16 protein-coding genes are annotated in these 15,700 nt (G+C 36.6%); 6 read left to right on the top strand and 10 right to left on the bottom strand.

All coding sequences use genetic code 11. The features are described 5' to 3' along the window. Nucleotides 1-5: 5 nt before the first annotated feature. The 4 genes from J2Z26_RS03630 to J2Z26_RS03615 all read right to left on the bottom strand — a co-directional run bounded on the left by J2Z26_RS03630 (nt 6) and on the right by J2Z26_RS03615 (nt 5,297). Entirely contained in the window at nt 6-1,229 is a 1,224-nt protein-coding gene (locus J2Z26_RS03630) for an MFS transporter (protein WP_193538413.1), read from the bottom strand. Nucleotides 1,230-1,398: 169 nt separating this feature from the next. Continuing rightward, nucleotides 1,399-3,126, bottom strand: coding sequence for a DL-endopeptidase inhibitor IseA family protein (locus J2Z26_RS03625; RefSeq protein WP_193538410.1), 1,728 nt, complete (start codon nt 3,124-3,126; stop codon nt 1,399-1,401). Between the two features lie 96 nt (nt 3,127-3,222). Next, complete coding sequence (locus J2Z26_RS03620) at nt 3,223-4,605, bottom strand: sensor histidine kinase (RefSeq protein ID WP_193538408.1); 1,383 nt, start codon at nt 4,603-4,605, stop codon at nt 3,223-3,225. After that, nucleotides 4,602-5,297, bottom strand: a complete 696-nt coding sequence (locus tag J2Z26_RS03615; RefSeq protein ID WP_193538406.1) for a response regulator transcription factor — start codon at nt 5,295-5,297, stop codon at nt 4,602-4,604. Before J2Z26_RS03615 ends, J2Z26_RS03620 begins: the two co-directional genes overlap by 4 nt. Before the next feature lie 142 nt (nt 5,298-5,439). Here J2Z26_RS03615 and J2Z26_RS03610 point away from each other — a divergent pair, with 142 nt between their 5' ends. Next, the gene (locus J2Z26_RS03610) at nt 5,440-5,667 is read left to right on the top strand and encodes a hypothetical protein (RefSeq protein WP_193538404.1); all 228 of its coding nucleotides are present in this window, start codon (nt 5,440-5,442) and stop codon (nt 5,665-5,667) included. A gap of 72 nt (nt 5,668-5,739) precedes the next feature. On the opposite strand, the gene abc-f is transcribed toward J2Z26_RS03610, so the two are convergent. Together abc-f and J2Z26_RS03600 are read right to left on the bottom strand one after the other, a co-directional pair. Then, complete coding sequence (abc-f, locus tag J2Z26_RS03605) at nt 5,740-7,428, bottom strand: ribosomal protection-like ABC-F family protein (protein WP_193538402.1); 1,689 nt, start codon at nt 7,426-7,428, stop codon at nt 5,740-5,742. 344 nt (nt 7,429-7,772) lie between these two features. Then, on the bottom strand, nt 7,773-7,913 hold the full coding sequence (locus J2Z26_RS03600; RefSeq protein WP_193538400.1) for a hypothetical protein: 141 nt from the start codon (nt 7,911-7,913) through the stop codon (nt 7,773-7,775). A gap of 110 nt (nt 7,914-8,023) precedes the next feature. Between J2Z26_RS03600 and rpiA the strand changes: the two genes are divergently transcribed. After that, nucleotides 8,024-8,725, top strand: a complete 702-nt coding sequence (rpiA, locus tag J2Z26_RS03595; RefSeq protein WP_193538398.1) for a ribose-5-phosphate isomerase RpiA — start codon at nt 8,024-8,026, stop codon at nt 8,723-8,725. Between the two features lie 26 nt (nt 8,726-8,751). Here rpiA and J2Z26_RS03590 read toward each other — a convergent pair whose 3' ends face one another. Further along, on the bottom strand, nt 8,752-9,735 hold the full coding sequence (locus J2Z26_RS03590; RefSeq protein ID WP_193538396.1) for a Gfo/Idh/MocA family protein: 984 nt from the start codon (nt 9,733-9,735) through the stop codon (nt 8,752-8,754). 167 nt (nt 9,736-9,902) lie between these two features. Between J2Z26_RS03590 and J2Z26_RS03585 the strand changes: the two genes are divergently transcribed. Both J2Z26_RS03585 and J2Z26_RS03580 read left to right on the top strand, forming a co-directional pair. Beyond that, entirely contained in the window at nt 9,903-10,331 is a 429-nt protein-coding gene (locus tag J2Z26_RS03585; protein WP_193538394.1) for a ferritin-like domain-containing protein, read from the top strand. A 60-nt stretch (nt 10,332-10,391) separates the two neighbouring features. After that, nucleotides 10,392-10,979, top strand: a complete 588-nt coding sequence (locus J2Z26_RS03580; protein ID WP_193538392.1) for a CBO0543 family protein — start codon at nt 10,392-10,394, stop codon at nt 10,977-10,979. A 14-nt stretch (nt 10,980-10,993) separates the two neighbouring features. On the opposite strand, the gene J2Z26_RS03575 is transcribed toward J2Z26_RS03580, so the two are convergent. The 3 genes from J2Z26_RS03575 to J2Z26_RS03565 form a co-directional block, all read right to left on the bottom strand. Beyond that, complete coding sequence (locus J2Z26_RS03575; RefSeq protein WP_193538390.1) at nt 10,994-12,313, bottom strand: hemolysin family protein; 1,320 nt, start codon at nt 12,311-12,313, stop codon at nt 10,994-10,996. Between the two features lie 277 nt (nt 12,314-12,590). Beyond that, nucleotides 12,591-12,983, bottom strand: a complete 393-nt coding sequence (locus tag J2Z26_RS03570) for a hypothetical protein (protein WP_193538388.1) — start codon at nt 12,981-12,983, stop codon at nt 12,591-12,593. A gap of 134 nt (nt 12,984-13,117) precedes the next feature. Further along, nucleotides 13,118-13,777, bottom strand: a complete 660-nt coding sequence (locus J2Z26_RS03565; protein WP_193538386.1) for a potassium channel family protein — start codon at nt 13,775-13,777, stop codon at nt 13,118-13,120. Between the two features lie 167 nt (nt 13,778-13,944). Between J2Z26_RS03565 and J2Z26_RS03560 the strand changes: the two genes are divergently transcribed. Further along, nucleotides 13,945-14,475 carry a GNAT family N-acetyltransferase gene (locus J2Z26_RS03560; RefSeq protein ID WP_193538384.1) on the top strand — a complete coding sequence of 177 codons (531 nt, stop codon included), beginning with the start codon at nt 13,945-13,947 and terminating at the stop codon, nt 14,473-14,475. Nucleotides 14,476-14,701: 226 nt separating this feature from the next. Continuing rightward, the gene (locus tag J2Z26_RS03555) at nt 14,702-15,640 is read left to right on the top strand and encodes a CobW family GTP-binding protein (protein ID WP_193538382.1); all 939 of its coding nucleotides are present in this window, start codon (nt 14,702-14,704) and stop codon (nt 15,638-15,640) included. Nucleotides 15,641-15,700 lie beyond the last annotated feature (60 nt).

The raw sequence follows: 15,700 nt of genomic DNA, 5'->3' as shown, positions 1-15,700 counted from the left end.
TTTCTCTATAACTCAACTGGCTCAACCTGATCCAGTGGCACACTAACTTCTTTCAACCGAACAGAAACAACTGCACCAACAACCAATAAGATACTACAACCTGCCAATGCTACCTGAGGACTCACAAACTCCGATATTCCACCAGCAAATAAACTCCCCAAAATCGCTGCCAAACCACTTAGCAAAATACCACCACTCCCCACACGAGCTAAAAAGTGGTCTGGTGTAATCGCTTGACGTGCCGACCCATTCACGACGAATCCCATTGAAAGAGCCCCATCAAATAAGAACATCCCAATAGCTGCTGCAACAAATGTTTCAGAAAACACCATTAAGCCAACTCCTACCCCAGAAACGAACATAATGCCTCCAAATAAATAGCCCCATGGTAAATGACTCACTCGACTTAACAAAAACACGCCAACAACATTTCCTACACCCGCTGCTGAAAGTAATAATCCTATTTCCACAGGATTCAACACTAGGGTTTGCTTAGCAAACACAATGACAGTTAACACAACTGCAGTCGTTGTAAAATTCAATAACAATTGATTTGCTGTCACAAAACGTTGGACTTTACTTCCAATCAAGTATCGTAATCCATCCTTTACTCCTTTTAACGTTGACTTACTTTTTCCCTCTTCCTTAATCCCTTTACTCTCGTCAAACCGAATCAACAATAAACCAACAAGAGAAATTAAAAAACTCATCATATCAACAGCCAATGTCATCGCCATACCGAGCACAGTAAACACAACTCCAGCCAGTGCCGGTCCGGTCAACGTACTAATGGCATCCGCTCCTTCAAAATAGTTATGAGCCTGCACGAGTCTTGCACGTCCAACAATCCCAGGCACCATTGACTGAAACGCAATTCGAAAAAACACACCAGCTGCTCCCATCACAAGCAGGGTACCAGCTAAAACCCATACTGTCACCACTTCAAAGATCACTGCAAGCACAAGACCTGCCATCACAATAACACGAACTCCTTCAGACATAATGGCCACTTGTCTTTTGGACCTACCCTCGACCCATGCCCCTGCCGGAATCGATAATAACAGTGGAGCCACCTGAGAACATACAGCCACCAGTCCTGCTTGCCAAGGAGATCCTGTCAACCCCAACACAATTAATGGAATTGCAAATTCACTAAAACGACTCCCAAAGATCGAAGCCAATTGTCCAACCCATAAAAACATAAATCTTCTATCTTTCCATAAAGCCATTTTAAAAAACTCCCTATTTTAAACTTTAGATTCATAGGGAAGTATCACATTAACACCGCTCCCTCTCATAACTTACTATTACATAGTATTCTCCATTCAACTTGCCTATCCCTCTAATCACTTTACACGAAAAAGACCAACACGCAGGTCACGCATTGGCCTTAAAAACTTACATTCCAAAAGGAGAACGGTCGATTTTCCAACCGGTATCTGTCTTTTTAAACACGACTGTAATTACCTCATGTTGCGGCATTCCTCCAAGCGGAACGACACATTCGTACTCCTTTACATTTTCTGTTTCTCTACTAAGTTTCATCCTTGCTTTTTCCCAGTTCAATAACGAACCACCATCCGCATTAGGCTGAGCGACTTTTCCATTATGCACAATATACCCTGACTGATTCCAAAAGTCTTTTGCAACCTTAGGAGTAAAAGTCTTTTCTAAAAAAGCAATGAGCTCCTCTTTCGTACCGATATCTTTACTTACATATCGATACTCCACTCCATCTTTCATAAACGTTTTTAGCTCTCCTTCTTGCTCTCCACCATTCATAACATATTGAAAACGGGACCGTGCCTCAATAATTGACTGAATGACTAACTTGTCTTCATGCTTTATAATCTGACCTTTTGGAAGAGTAAAGCTAGTAAACACACGGTCTATTTCCTTACTCATCTCAATAAATTCTTTATGCTCGTCAGTACCAAAAGGATAAGGGTTTGCTGAATTTTTTAATCCTGTAAACGCCAATCCATTTTCAATCATTAATAGTTGATGTGTTGTATTCCCTTCAAGCTCTGACTTCCAATAATCCTCTTGGAACACATGTACAGTAAAAAGTGCTCCTCCTACATGATCCTCACCCTTCGAGTGGCGAATAATCATAGCTGGTGTATCTCCAAAAACACGTTCAAGTAGTTCCTCAACGATAACCTTACCTTCCCAAGAAGCAGGAAACTTCAAGGTATAATCAAAGTAAGAGTCCGTATGAGTCATCCCTTTATAATAATTCCCGTCGTTACCCATTGCCTCTACAACCTGCTTTTTCAATTCTTCAAATTCTCCTTTGGCAGGGTAGCCATTTGGAAGCGCCATTCCTTTTTCAATTGAATCAAGTGCCTCCTCATATTGCAGCGACTTTAAGTGTGCATCGGCGTGATAATACCAATAAAACGGTGCATCTGGCATTTCAATCAATCGGTCTTTATAATAATCTACTACCCATGGAAAATACTGTGGATATGAGGCAGGATCAGCTATTAGTTTGCCATTATCATACTTCAACACATCAACAGAATATGCTTCTCCTGTATCCTTTTGCCATACTGCTAAACGTGCTTGTTTGTCATGATCTTTCGTAAAAACATCAAGCTTATGATAGGCTGTTCCAGCAATTTTTTCTAACGTTTTATCCTTCCATTGATAGATATCTAGATTATTCCCAGCCGATGCCCCAATCGTCCATCCAATTAATAACTCTGGCATTAAGTCTCCTGTCAAGTCCGCAAAACTTGCATGGCTAATATCATAACCTAAGCCTTCTGTTCTCCACTGTATCTCCCAATCCTTATCCTTCTGCATTAAAAGCATAACCCCGACCTCTCCAGGAGTTCCTTTATGTTTATACGAAACAACCATTTCATCAATACCGTCAAAGTTAATATCAATGGTTTGAATTGCTGTTCCCCCTGTAGGTTGGGATGGAGTAATAAGACTTGCTCCTGGTGGTAGGAATGATTGTATAATCGTATTCTTATCTTCACCTTGCTTGTTAAAAGAGGCATTAGGTGACTTAGGTGGTTGAATCAAACTTCCTGGTTCAGGTAATACACTGCAACCGCTAACTAATAGAACACTTATCATTAAAAGGCTAATTAGAATATTTCTACACTTCATATTTTGTTCCTCCAACTCCAAATTCTTTATAACCTTACAATAAAGCTATTTGGAGCATTAATCGTTATGAAAAAGTTAAAAATGGTTACAGAAAGGTTACAGGGGAAGTTGAACTTTTACAGTGGTTCCTTTTCCCTTCTCACTCATAATCGTCAAACTTCCATTGTGTTGTGTCACAATTTCTTGGCAAATGGCTAGTCCTAAGCCACTGCCCCCTGCTTTTGATTTACCTTTATAAAACTTATTTGTAATTTTTACGAGGTCCTCTGCTTCAATTCCCAGACCAGTGTCTTTAACCTCAATTACATAATTCCCTCCACTTTGGTAGGAGTAAAACTTAATCTCCCCTTGTTGTGATGTAAACTTAAATGAATTATCAAGTACATTAATTAGCACTTGCTTTATCCTGTTTTTATCAACTTTTAAAAGCACCTCAGGATTTTCTGCATGAAAAGAGAATGTTATAAATTGCCTTTTACTACGGGGCAGCATCTGTTGGTATACCTGCTTCATTAAGTCCCCTACATGAACTTCTTCAAAATTAAACTGAACTTTCCCTGAAGACAGACTAGAAAAGTCCAGTAAATCATTAACAAGCCCATTTAGTCGTTCACTTTCACTAATCATAATTTCAAGGCCTTCTCTCATATGTTCATCTCCAGACATGGAATGAAGAGTAATCCCCCATCCTTTTATCGATGTTAAAGGAGTCCTTAGTTCATGTGAAATAGAAGCAATGAATTCTCTCTTTACTTGCTCTAGCTGTTCAAGCTCACTCGCCATAAAATTCATGGTATCTGCAAGTTTTCCTAGTTCATCGTCATATACCTTTTCTGCCCGAACACTCATATTTCCACTCGCCATTTCATGTGCAGCTTCTGTTATTTTTTTCACAGGTTTTGTAACCGTGTTAGCTAAAAAGTAGCTTAGTAGAGTAATGACTAGTAGAACAAACATACCAATGAGTACCAAATATAGAATAACTGTATGGAATACTTGTTTAACTGGCTCAAGTGAAGATATAAACCTAACCACCCCAACCTGTTCATTGTTTGCCATCAAAGGATAAGCAACCGCCATCACTTCCTCATTGCTCATATCTCCAAGAATTCCAGTAAACTGAGTTATTTTACCTTCTAACGCTGTTTGAACATCTATAAATGGTTTCATCTGAGTTTGCGAACTTAACATTGTATCAGCTAGTAATCGACCGTCCATGTTAATAATTTGAATTTGAGTTGGTGCATAAGTCGTATACTCGTCGATAATGAATTCTGCATGTTCCTCGAGTGAATTATCCTCAAGATACTCTTTATAAAAAGAAGAAAAGATCGTTGCATGATTCGTAAGATGATCTTCAATAGTATTGTAGTAATAGTAACGGATTGAGAACAATAGGATGACTTCAAATAAGATAACAGTTAATAAAATCATCAAAAAATAACTTAAAACAAGTCTCCGTTTTATTCCTTTTTTCATACACCGACCTCAAAAAAACGGTAGCCATGACCCCAGACTGTTTCAATATAGATAGGATTAGAAGGATCATCCTCTATCTTTTCTCGTAATCTACGAATATGTACATCTACTGTTTTACTATCCCCGAAATAATCTTTACCCCAAATAGCATCTAGTAGGTCATGGCGACTGATGGAAATATTCTTATGTTCAATAAAATATTCCATAATTTGAAACTCACGTAATGTTAGCTTTAACAGTTGTCCAGACTTCACAATTTGCTTAGATAAGGAATCAAGCTGGAAAGGTCCTGAAATGATTTTATGATCATGTACCTCGACTACATTCACCTTTGTTCTTCTTAAAACAGATCGTATTCTAGCAACAAGCTCTAATGGATTAAAAGGTTTAACCATATAATCATCTGCACCTAATTCTAAACCCATTACGCGATCCAGGTCTTCACCTCTCGCAGATAATATAATGATTGGAATACTTGGATACGACTTTCGGATTTCCTCACACAATTCGAATCCGTCAATATCAGGTAACATTAGATCCAATATTACAAAGTCTACTTGCTTGCCCGCCAAAGCTAATCTTGCATCAGCTCCACTTGAAGCTTCAACCACCTCAAATTGATTTCTTTCTAAATTAATCGCTACAAACCTACGTATAGAAACCTCATCTTCAATTAGTAACACTCTCACCATACACTTCACCTATTCATTATCAATTATTTTCCATTTCATTATAAATCATTTCTCACTAGAAGATGGAAATTTTTATTAGTTAGGATTAATTAATCATTTCCCAGTTAAAACTAGGAGTAAATGAATTAAAGGAGCATTCGCTATGGAAAACAATCAGCAGCCTGAAGCATGTGAAATCATTCCATTCCTTGATGTAAATAATAGCAAAAAGAACCTATTCCAAACCTTGCAAAAACATCTTGACGTTTTGCAAACTGAATTTACAAACGATTACCCTTACGAAGTTAGACAAGCAATTAAAAGTAGAATCGCTGAACTCGAACGAACACAAACCTCGCTAAAAAATGATTTCGACAATGTTCGTGAATAATAAGCGGGGCCAGACCCCCGGCACGCTAAAGCTTTAAAGCGCCGGGGGTCAGGCCCCGCTTGACACATTTAATCAGCTTATTTCTCTTTTACGCTTCAATAGTTCTGACAACTTCTGGTCAATCTCATTGTACTTCGGGTCTTCTCTCGTTAATAATGAAATTTCGCCTAATAGTGCTGTGATCTTGTTTTGCAAAACGAGTAGTTCTTCTTTGCTGTTGCTAACTGGCTCTTCTGATCGACTTAAATATTCAGTAAGCGACTTTTCCACTCTTAGAATTTTCTTATTTTCAAAGACTAACAATTTATCACATAACTTATTCATAAAATACACATCATGGGAAATCACCAAGATTGTTCCTGCAAATTCTTCTAGTGTTTTCTCTAGACTCTCACGACTAACCAGGTCCAAGTGATTGGTCGGCTCATCCAAAATCAGTAAGTCCAGATTCTTTAGGAGCATTCCTACAAGCTTTACCCTTGTCCGCTCTCCTAAGCTTAGGGTCGAGATAGGTTTCGTGATCTTGTCTTCTTTTAGTCCAATGTTTGCAAAAATGGTTCTAACCCTACTAATCTCATCTCTTTCAGTAATGCCCAAAATTTCTAAAGCAGTCTTTTCAGTATCTAATTCATCTACATCCTGACTTAGATAACCAATTTTCAATGAATCACTTTTCCAAAGTTCTCCCTTCGACAAAGCAATCTGCCCAAGAACAGTTTTAATAAGTGTTGTTTTCCCACAACCATTTTCTCCAAAAATTCCAATTCGTTCACCATGCTTAATATAAAAATGGCTATCTTCAAACAGCACTCGGCCTTCAAAGGACTTCGAAATCCCTTTCGCTTCAAGGATACTATTTCCACGCTTTCCACTTGATCCAAACTGAAAATTCACCTTACAGTCTTCTACTGGCTTTTCTACTTTATTCTTCTCAAGCTCTTTTTCAAGCCTCTTCCTTTTCGACTTCACTTGGACATCCATCTTTTTTGCCTTCATTCGGTAATACTCTTTGTAACCATCTTGTTTTGTCGATTGCTTATGTGCCTTATCAGACCAATTTTGAAGATTTTCGATTTGCTGTTCGACCTTTTCTTTTCGTTTTTGTTGAACCTCATAATGGTGCATTTGTTCTAGATTGCGTCTCTCCTTTTCTTCACGGTACTCAGAGTAGTTACCCTTATATACCGTCGATATACCGTTTTCTAATTCCACTACTTGATTAACCGTCTGATCCATAAAATATCGATCATGTGAAATAATAATAACGGTCCCTGAGAATTGTTTTATTTCTCCAACTAACCACTCCACCCCCTGATAATCGAGATGATTTGTCGGCTCATCTAAAATAAGCACATCTGGTTTTGCTGCCCATATCCGTGCAAGCGATAGTTTGAGCTTCTCTCCACCACTTAAATGCTTAAGTCGCTCTCCATCCCATTCCTGAACCTTTTTCAATCCTAGTTCACTCGAATTCTTGAGGAGCTCATTTTCATGACTAGTAGTCACCTCTTTAAAATCAGTAACTGTATATTCAGTCGATTGCAGCAAAAAACCCATCTTTATGCCTTGTTTACTACTGTTTACCGTTCCCGAATCCGGTTGGATACTTCCATAAAGAATATTTGCTAACGTCGTTTTCCCTGCTCCATTATTCCCTACCAAACCAATGCGGTCTCCTTTTTTTATATCTGCATTCACTTTTTCTAAAATCACTTTATCTCCAAAGCTTTTCTTTATATCTCTAATTTTCATAACAGTCATAAATAACACCTCTAGTTAAAGTCTCCTAAAGAGGTACATTAAAAAGCCTCTCTAGGGAAGTAACCTAGAGAGGCTGTCATGGCATTTTTATTCATATCAAAAAAGTAGATAGCATGAAGTCCAGTTGAAACCATAACAACGCTTCAACCCACCTACTCATGTATCTCTGTTTTATTGAAATGGTAAAAAATTAGACAGACTAATCCTATTCTCTAAGCTACAAATTTTTCTTCAATTGAAAAATGAGTAAGAAAATAAGATTATAACTTCATCGGTCCTTTTTTCCATTCCCTTCAACTAGTAGTAAATAAAGTATATGTTCTTTATTTCCATTATGTCAATACTTATTGCCTTGGCACTCCACCTGGGCTTGTTTGACGGATATGGTCTCCTTCAAAGTTATTCTCTCTAGCCTTTTCTACCTTTTCATTTAATAACGCTTTTTGGTCAACTTGATTCGATGGTGTTTGGTCCTTTTTTGTCATGAAAATTCCTCCTCTTCATTATCTACCTCGTTAGTATGGTTAAACATCCATCTTTCATTCATAATTGGTATATACTAAAAAGAGATAGGTACATCAAAGAGGTGGATTAGATGAAAAAAAACTTTGAAGAAAATCAAGATCAAAAAAGACTTGTTGGTGAAAAAGCGGCTGAATACATAAAAGATGGAATGACAGTCGGTTTAGGCTCAGGCTCTACTGTTTACTGGACATTAAGAAAATTAGGTGAAATGATTCAACAAGGAATCAAAGTGAGCGGGATACCATCATCCAAGCGAACGGAAGGCTGGGCGAATGAATTCGGCATTCCATTGATTGACTTTAAGGATGTAGACTATTTAGACATTGCTATTGATGGTGCCGATGAAGTAGATACTAACCTTAACCTATCAAAAGGTGGCGGTGGATCACTTTTACGTGAAAAACTCGTTGATGATTATGCTCGCAAATTAATCATTGTAGTCGACCAATCAAAAATGGTCAATGAACTAGGAAGGTTTTCTCTTCCCGTTGAAATCGTCCCTTTTGGATGGGAGGTTACAGCTGAACGAATTGCTAAACTAGGCTGTGTTCCTAAATTAAGAATGAATGAAAATGAGATCTTCATTACAAATAACGGTAACTATATCGTTGATTGTCAATTTAAAAGTATCCCGAATCCTGCAGAGTTACATAACCAGCTAAAACTATTACTTGGCGTAGTTGAAACAGGTCTATTCATAAATATGACAGACGTTGTAATCGTTGGTGGAGATAATGGGATTCGTGTGATTGAAAAAAACAAGACCTTCTAATTTGAAGGTCTTTTGTGATAATTAAACTACTTATCAGCCGGATACACTATCCCTGTTTGCTTTCTAGCGACCTCAATGATTTCCGCAGTCGTTCTAGAATGTTGATGTGAGTTAACTTCAGATTCAAGTTTACCTAGTTTGATTAGGTCAATAAATTCCCTCAATTCATAATACATGGATGGCATTTCATCTTCCACTGAGATCTTTTCAGTAGATCCATCTTTATAGCGGATCTCTACCTCTGTCGGTTCAGAAATGTTGTTGATCATCATGCTACCATCTTCGCCTATTATCTCTGAAGGTGAGTACGAATTAGAAATCTTGGAATGCATAATGACTGCATCCATTTCATCATACTCTATTAACAAACTTCCCTCTCCATCTACTTGTGTTTCAAGTAGGTAGCTTGAAGCTTTTATACTGTTTGGGTGACCAAATAACAAAACCATTGGATAGATACAGTACACACCAAGATCCATTAAAGAGCCATTTGAAAACTCAGGTTTAAAAGCATTTAGAATCGTACCTTCTTTATATGCATCATATCTTGATGAATACTTGCTAAAATTCCCGACATATCTACGTATTTTACCAAGCTTATATAAATTCTGTTGAATGCTTTTGAAGTTAGGTAAAAGCGTGGTTTTCATTGCTTCCATTAATAAAACTTGATTTGCATTTGCCGCTTCAATCATCGAATCAACTTCAGCGGTGTTTGATGCTAATGGCTTTTCGCACAGGACATGCTTCCTATGATTCATAAATGTGATAGCTTGAGTAGCATGTAAGGAATTAGGACTTGCAATATAAACTGCATCAATTTTATTACTTTTAGCCATTTCATCAAGATTTGTAAATGTTTCTCTAATCCCATACCTAGCCGCAAAATCTTTTGCATTTTCCTTTGACCTTGAATAAACGGCTGCAACCTGAAAATCATCTAGTTTTGTTCCTGCATCAATTAATCGGTCGGTAATCCAATTGGTCCCTATGATTCCAAAACGTATCAATATTTCTCCACCTCTATTTTTATCTGCTGATATAGTACCCCATTTTATAGATTCATTTTACATATGTCTATCTATAGATATAACTATTTCTTCGCAAAAAATCCTATTCAGATTCAGAATACTTCTAATTAAACTTGAAAAACTATTCATAGAAAGGGTGTGGTCAAATGAACCAAGAAGTCGTGATAAAAGAATTGAATGCCTTTTTAAAAGGACAGTATATGGGGATACACCAATATGAACACTTTATTAAGCATTTGAAGGATCCCTCTGTAAAAAAAGAATTTCAAAAAATACAACAAGAGCATAAAGAACATGCTTCTCAGGTTGCAGAGCGTATTCAAAACCTTGGTGGTGTCCCAGTAGATAGTGAGGGCATTATGGGTTCAGTTCAAAATTATATGAGTCGATTTTCCATCCCTAACACAACCGAGGATATGATTAAAATGGCTAAAGAGGGTGAAGATCTGTATGGTATCCACATGTCAGAGGAAATTGTAAAAGGTGATCTTGATCCAGAAAGTAAGGCTTTAATAGAAGTAATCTTGGATAAAGATCGTCAGCATGTTGAACATCTTGATAGCTTAACTCACTAATATTTTTTTTGAATGAATATCCTACTTATGAATCATGCTATAGGTAGGAGTGTGACCACAATGAGTTCAACTTTTCTACTCGTCTTACATACGACAACCATTGAATTTCAGAAGGTTCTTGAAGCAGAATCTACTTATTATAAACTATTACGAGAGTATTGGTATGAATACAACTTTCTAACGCCTACTTGGTGGATGTTGCTTTTATTAACCATCATCACCCCCATTATCTGGTGGATTTTACTAGATAAAACAAAGATCTTTGAAGTAATAACGTATGGACTATTTCTGGGAACAATTGCAACCATTTTAGACTCAATTGGAACAAAAATGATGTTGTGGACTTATCCAATTCGTTTATCACCTTATTTATTTCCACAGTTTTATCCATACGATATTGCCTTAGTCATCATACCGTATATGTTCATCTACCAATGGGTTACACATACCAAGCGATTTATTGTAGTTGCCATACTTTTGGCTGCATTTGTCTCCTATGTAGCCGAACCTTTTTTTCAATGGACAGGGGCTTACCAAACAATTACATGGAAACACATTTACTCTTTCGTGATCTATCCACTTATAGCTATTTTCACAAAGTTTGTCATGATCTTTTTAAGCAAAAAGAGTGCTAGGAATCATCCCTAACACTCTTACTTTTTTCAAGATGCTTCCACCATGTGGTTCATCTCAACTTTAATTTTTGTAATACGCTTTTCATCTACTTGCTCTACATTGAATATAATTCCGTTGTATTCAATAAATGATTTATCTTCCACAACTGGAATATTTCCAAGCTGACCAATGACAAATCCGCTCAACGTATCATAATCAGATACAGGCAATTCAATCTTAAGCGTGTCTCTAACATCATATAAGCTAACAGTACCATCCATTAAGAACGTATTATCATCAAGCTTATTAATTTCGTTCTCTTCCTCTTGCTCATCGTACTCATCGAAGATATTTCCTACGATTTCTTCAATTAGGTCTTCTATCGTGACAATCCCATCAGTCCCACCATATTCATCAATAACAACTGCCATATGAACTTTGCCCTTCTGTAAATCTAAAAATAAATCATCTGTTTTTCTAGATCCAAGAACAAAATATGGAGTTCTCATCATTTCCTTGAGACTAAATGTCTGACCATCTCCACTTTCCATAAATTGAAGAATGTCTTTAACATGAAGAATCCCTACAATGTTATCCATTCCATCTGAATAGACTGGGTATCGTGTATATTGTTCAGTGTTAATTAGTTTGACAACTTCTTTAAACTCTGTTTCAAGGGATATACCAACCACATTTGTACGGTGAGTCATAATCTCCGAAACTAGCTTGTTATCGAACTCTAATATATTATTGATCATTACTTTCTCACTAGATTGAATCGATCCATTTTCCTCACCGACGTCGACCATCATTCTGATTTCTTCCTCAGTGACGTTGTCATCATCCTTATGAGGGTCAATACCAAAAATACGCAGTATTCCATTAGTTGAAACAGTTAATAGTGCAACAAAAGGAGCCGATATTTTTGAGAGTATTGTTAATGGAACTGCTGCAAACATGGAAATGGCTTCTGCTTTTTGCATAGCTAAACGTTTTGGTACTAATTCACCTACCACTAACGTAAAGAATGAAAGGAATATAGTGATCAGTACAATAGAAATCGTTTCAAGCACCTTTTCTGATAAAGGAACTCCAAGATTAAATAGATAGTTAGCTAATTGTCCAGCAAAGCTTCCTGCAGCGAAAGCACTCGCTAAAAAGCCGGCAAGTGTAATCCCAATTTGAATCGTGGCTAAGAAGCGACTTGGTTCGTTCAAAAGGTTGTGTAACAATTTAGCTCTTTTATTACCAGTTTCAGCCATCGCCTTTATTTTATTATCATTTAAAGAAATTAAAGCAATCTCTGATGCTGCAAAAAAGGCATTCAGCACTATGAGAATAAATAAAACCATTAATTCAGTAAACAAAACAATTCATCCTCCATGTTTTTTAATCAATTTTATAATCGTTTGATTAGTGGATTAATAGAGAATATCATTGCCGTCTATAATAGATTGAATTAATGTACACTCTGGTTTTTATTTTTATCCATAGTGTTGTTACATTGTTACTCGTACCCTCAGATTCGTCATCGTCCAATTCCTATCCACCTCCTTTAAGATTAACTTAAATTATATCTTTTTTTTGCTAAAATGTATAGATTATAGTTTCATTTTCACAAAGAGTACTAATCTAAAAGGTTCTTTATTTTACTTTTAAAATAGAATACTGTCCCTCATCATAACGATACGTAATTGTATAATTTTGTCCTAATTGAAATTGCGAACAAAAACTTCTAACCTCTTCTTCATTCTCTTCTTGATACTTATATGTCACCCCTAAATATTCATCTGTTACATTACAAGATGACTTTCCATTTGAATCAGTTAGCTCAATTTTATCAGCTGTTATTAATATATCTCCTTTAGCTGCTGGCCTGAACTCAATGATGATCATAGCTAAAATAAACATTGTTACACCGGCACCTAACGTTTTTATAGTCTTCTCTTTGTCACTTCTGATAAGGATTAAAAATAACCCAAACCCAATAAATCCAATTGCTACTGCATATAGTACGAGAACGCCTGTATATAACATCCCATTCTCACCTCACAGACCTTTAAAGAATTTATACGAATCACACAGTAAAAAGTTTCAATTTTCTAATAACTCATGGCGGATTTTTGTAAAAAAAAGCAGCAAAATTGTAATTTCCAATTTGCCGCTACTCTTTATACTCCCTCTTCTTCAAAACGATGTAAGTCTGCATTATGTCCAGCAACGATAAGGATATCTCCTTTAATTAAGCCTTCATTTGCATCAGGTGAAACAGAAATTTCTTTTCCGCGTTGTATTCCAACAAGGTTACAGTGATACTTCGTCCTCAAATTCAAATCAGTAAGTGTTTTATTATGAAGTTTGTCACTACAGACCACTTCTACAATACTGTATTCTTCTGATAACTCAATATAATCGATTAGTTTTTCAGAGATAATATAATGTGCAATTCGTTTTGCCATGTCACGTTCGGGATGAATGACTCGGTCTACACCAATCTTTTCTAACACTTTATGGTGATAATCATTTTGTGCCTTTGCCCAAACCTTAGCTACTCCTAATTCCTTAAGTAATAAAGACGTTAGAATACTCGCTTCAATGTCATCTCCAAATGAAACAAAAACTAGGTCAAAGTTACGGATTCCTAGTTGTTTTAACATATTCTCATCAATGGCATTTGCCTGAATGGCATGGGTTGCATATCTGGAGAACTCATTGACTTTATCTAAGCTCTTGTCAACTGCGAGCACCTCTACATCAATCTCATATAATTCCTTAACAAGACTTCCACCGAATCTTCCGAGACCAAATACCGCAAAATTCTTTTTTACCATACATAATATCCTCCTGTCTTAATTACACATGCAGGATTTATTTATAAGCATTCCCCATCCATCAAAAACAATACGGAAGCTTCGTTACAGAACAAAACGAGCTATGTAAAATACTCTTCCAATTTTTTATAAAGTATCTATAATATGTTAAAAGGGGAGGAAGAAATATGTTAGAAACAAACCGTTTATTGATAAGAGAATTAGGAGCTGAGGATGCTGAAATAGTTGAAGAACTTGCGGGGGATTATGATATAGCAAAAACCACACTTTCAATCCCACACCCTTACCCTAAAGGTGGAGCAATTGGTTGGATAAGTTCTGTGAAAGAACATAATGAAGCCAAGCGAACAGCCACTTTCGCGACCATTAATAAAGAAGACAACCAACTCATTGGCGTTATCGGATTTAATTTACATATGGCCTTTAATCGTGGAGAAATAAACTACTGGATCGGTAAACCACATTGGGGTAAAGGCTATGCAACAGAAGCAGCTAAAAAAATGGTTCACTACGGATTTCATGAACTCGGTTTAAACCGAATCTATGCTGCATCCTTCACTTCGAATCCAGGCTCATGGAAAGTAATGGAGAAGTTAGGTATGAAACACGAAGGAACATTCAAACAACATGTCAAAAAAGGTGATGAATACATAGACCTTACCTACTATGGAATGGTTAAGGAAGATTATGTAGTGTAAGAATATTTGAGGACCTTATTGCTAGGGTCCTTCTTTATTTACTACATGGATAATTGAAGAGTGGCTTAGAGCAAAAGGCACTTGACTCCTGCGGGAAGCAGAGGAAAGCAAGTTCCTGTAGCGTAAAGGAACGGTCATAGTTTAAGGTAAAACACCAATCAAATTGACGATACCCTCTTTATTGAGATACGATAGAAACAAATATTTTTTCTAGGAGATTGCAGCAATGAAAAAGGTTGAAGTATACATATTAGCTGGTTTTTTAGGTAGTGGTAAAACAACATTACTAAAAAACCTTCTAACAGAAGAAAAGGAACAAGGACGAAAAGTAGCAGTTGTAATGAACGAGCTCGGTGAAACCTCCATTGATTCTAATGCAGTTTCTGAAGACATTCCATTAAAAGAGCTTTTAAATGGCTGTGTATGTTGCACAATTCAAGGCCAGCTAGAAGTCCATCTACAAGGACTTTTAATTGACCATGAACTTGACTCAATTTATATTGAAACAACTGGAGTTGCACATCCAATCGAAGTGTTAGATGCATGTCTTTCACCATTATTTGCTGATAAGTTAGAGGTTCAATCTATCGTAACTATAGTTGATGCAAACCGTTGGAAAGACAGAAAAACAATGAGTATTCGCTTGCAAAAGCTACTTCAAGAGCAAGTTCATCATGCAGATGTAGTATTGGTAAATAAAGTGGATCAACTTTCTGAATCAGAGCAGGCTAGTCTCGTATTTGATATCCAATCGGTGAATTCAAAAGCAAAATGCCTATTAACCAGGTATTCTGCAGTAAAGCGTGAAGACTTAATGATTAATGGACAAAAACAGATGCCTACTACTCATGAAAAGACTCACGTTCATCAAGACCTAAAAGTTAAAACCTTTGTCCATCAATTTCAAACTCCACTTAATATAGACGTATTTGAAAACTGGCTTCGCGCCATGCCTGATACCATTTATCGTATTAAAGGATATTTGCGCTTCACACATTCAGATAATACATTCTTGTTTCAGTATTCGTACGGCATGCCTCTATATATGAAAGAGCTCATGAAATATCCTATGACACTTGTTTTTATTGGCGAGGATTTAAATAAACAATGGATGAAGTCAGAAATGGAAAAGATTGAGGTAGCTTCACAACTTGAGGATATCTAATTGGTTTAAACTGTAATTGCATGCTATGCATTTCATATCGATTTACGGTTATCTTAAAAA

The sequence above is a fragment of the Cytobacillus luteolus genome, assembly GCF_017873715.1.
GTDB classification, from domain to species: Bacteria; Bacillota; Bacilli; order Bacillales; family Bacillaceae_L; genus Bacillus_BV; species Bacillus_BV luteola.
Note: the sequence above shows the minus strand (reverse complement) of the source record. Positions and strands in the feature narration are given on the sequence as shown.

What these genes read in the sequence shown, in the direction of transcription:
- J2Z26_RS03630 (WP_193538413.1), bottom strand. Translation starts at nt 1,229, where the DNA reads ATGGCTTTATGGAAAGATAGAAGATTTATGTTTTTATGGGTTGGACAA.
- J2Z26_RS03625 (WP_193538410.1), bottom strand. Translation starts at nt 3,126, where the DNA reads ATGAAGTGTAGAAATATTCTAATTAGCCTTTTAATGATAAGTGTTCTA.
- J2Z26_RS03620 (WP_193538408.1), bottom strand. Translation starts at nt 4,605, where the DNA reads ATGAAAAAAGGAATAAAACGGAGACTTGTTTTAAGTTATTTTTTGATG.
- J2Z26_RS03615 (WP_193538406.1), bottom strand. Translation starts at nt 5,297, where the DNA reads ATGGTGAGAGTGTTACTAATTGAAGATGAGGTTTCTATACGTAGGTTT.
- J2Z26_RS03610 (WP_193538404.1), top strand. Translation starts at nt 5,440, where the DNA reads ATGGAAAACAATCAGCAGCCTGAAGCATGTGAAATCATTCCATTCCTT.
- abc-f (WP_193538402.1), bottom strand. Translation starts at nt 7,428, where the DNA reads ATGACTGTTATGAAAATTAGAGATATAAAGAAAAGCTTTGGAGATAAA.
- J2Z26_RS03600 (WP_193538400.1), bottom strand. Translation starts at nt 7,913, where the DNA reads ATGACAAAAAAGGACCAAACACCATCGAATCAAGTTGACCAAAAAGCG.
- rpiA (WP_193538398.1), top strand. Translation starts at nt 8,024, where the DNA reads ATGAAAAAAAACTTTGAAGAAAATCAAGATCAAAAAAGACTTGTTGGT.
- J2Z26_RS03585 (WP_193538394.1), top strand. Translation starts at nt 9,903, where the DNA reads ATGAACCAAGAAGTCGTGATAAAAGAATTGAATGCCTTTTTAAAAGGA.
- J2Z26_RS03580 (WP_193538392.1), top strand. Translation starts at nt 10,392, where the DNA reads ATGAGTTCAACTTTTCTACTCGTCTTACATACGACAACCATTGAATTT.
- J2Z26_RS03570 (WP_193538388.1), bottom strand. Translation starts at nt 12,983, where the DNA reads ATGTTATATACAGGCGTTCTCGTACTATATGCAGTAGCAATTGGATTT.
- J2Z26_RS03565 (WP_193538386.1), bottom strand. Translation starts at nt 13,777, where the DNA reads ATGGTAAAAAAGAATTTTGCGGTATTTGGTCTCGGAAGATTCGGTGGA.
- J2Z26_RS03560 (WP_193538384.1), top strand. Translation starts at nt 13,945, where the DNA reads ATGTTAGAAACAAACCGTTTATTGATAAGAGAATTAGGAGCTGAGGAT.
- J2Z26_RS03555 (WP_193538382.1), top strand. Translation starts at nt 14,702, where the DNA reads ATGAAAAAGGTTGAAGTATACATATTAGCTGGTTTTTTAGGTAGTGGT.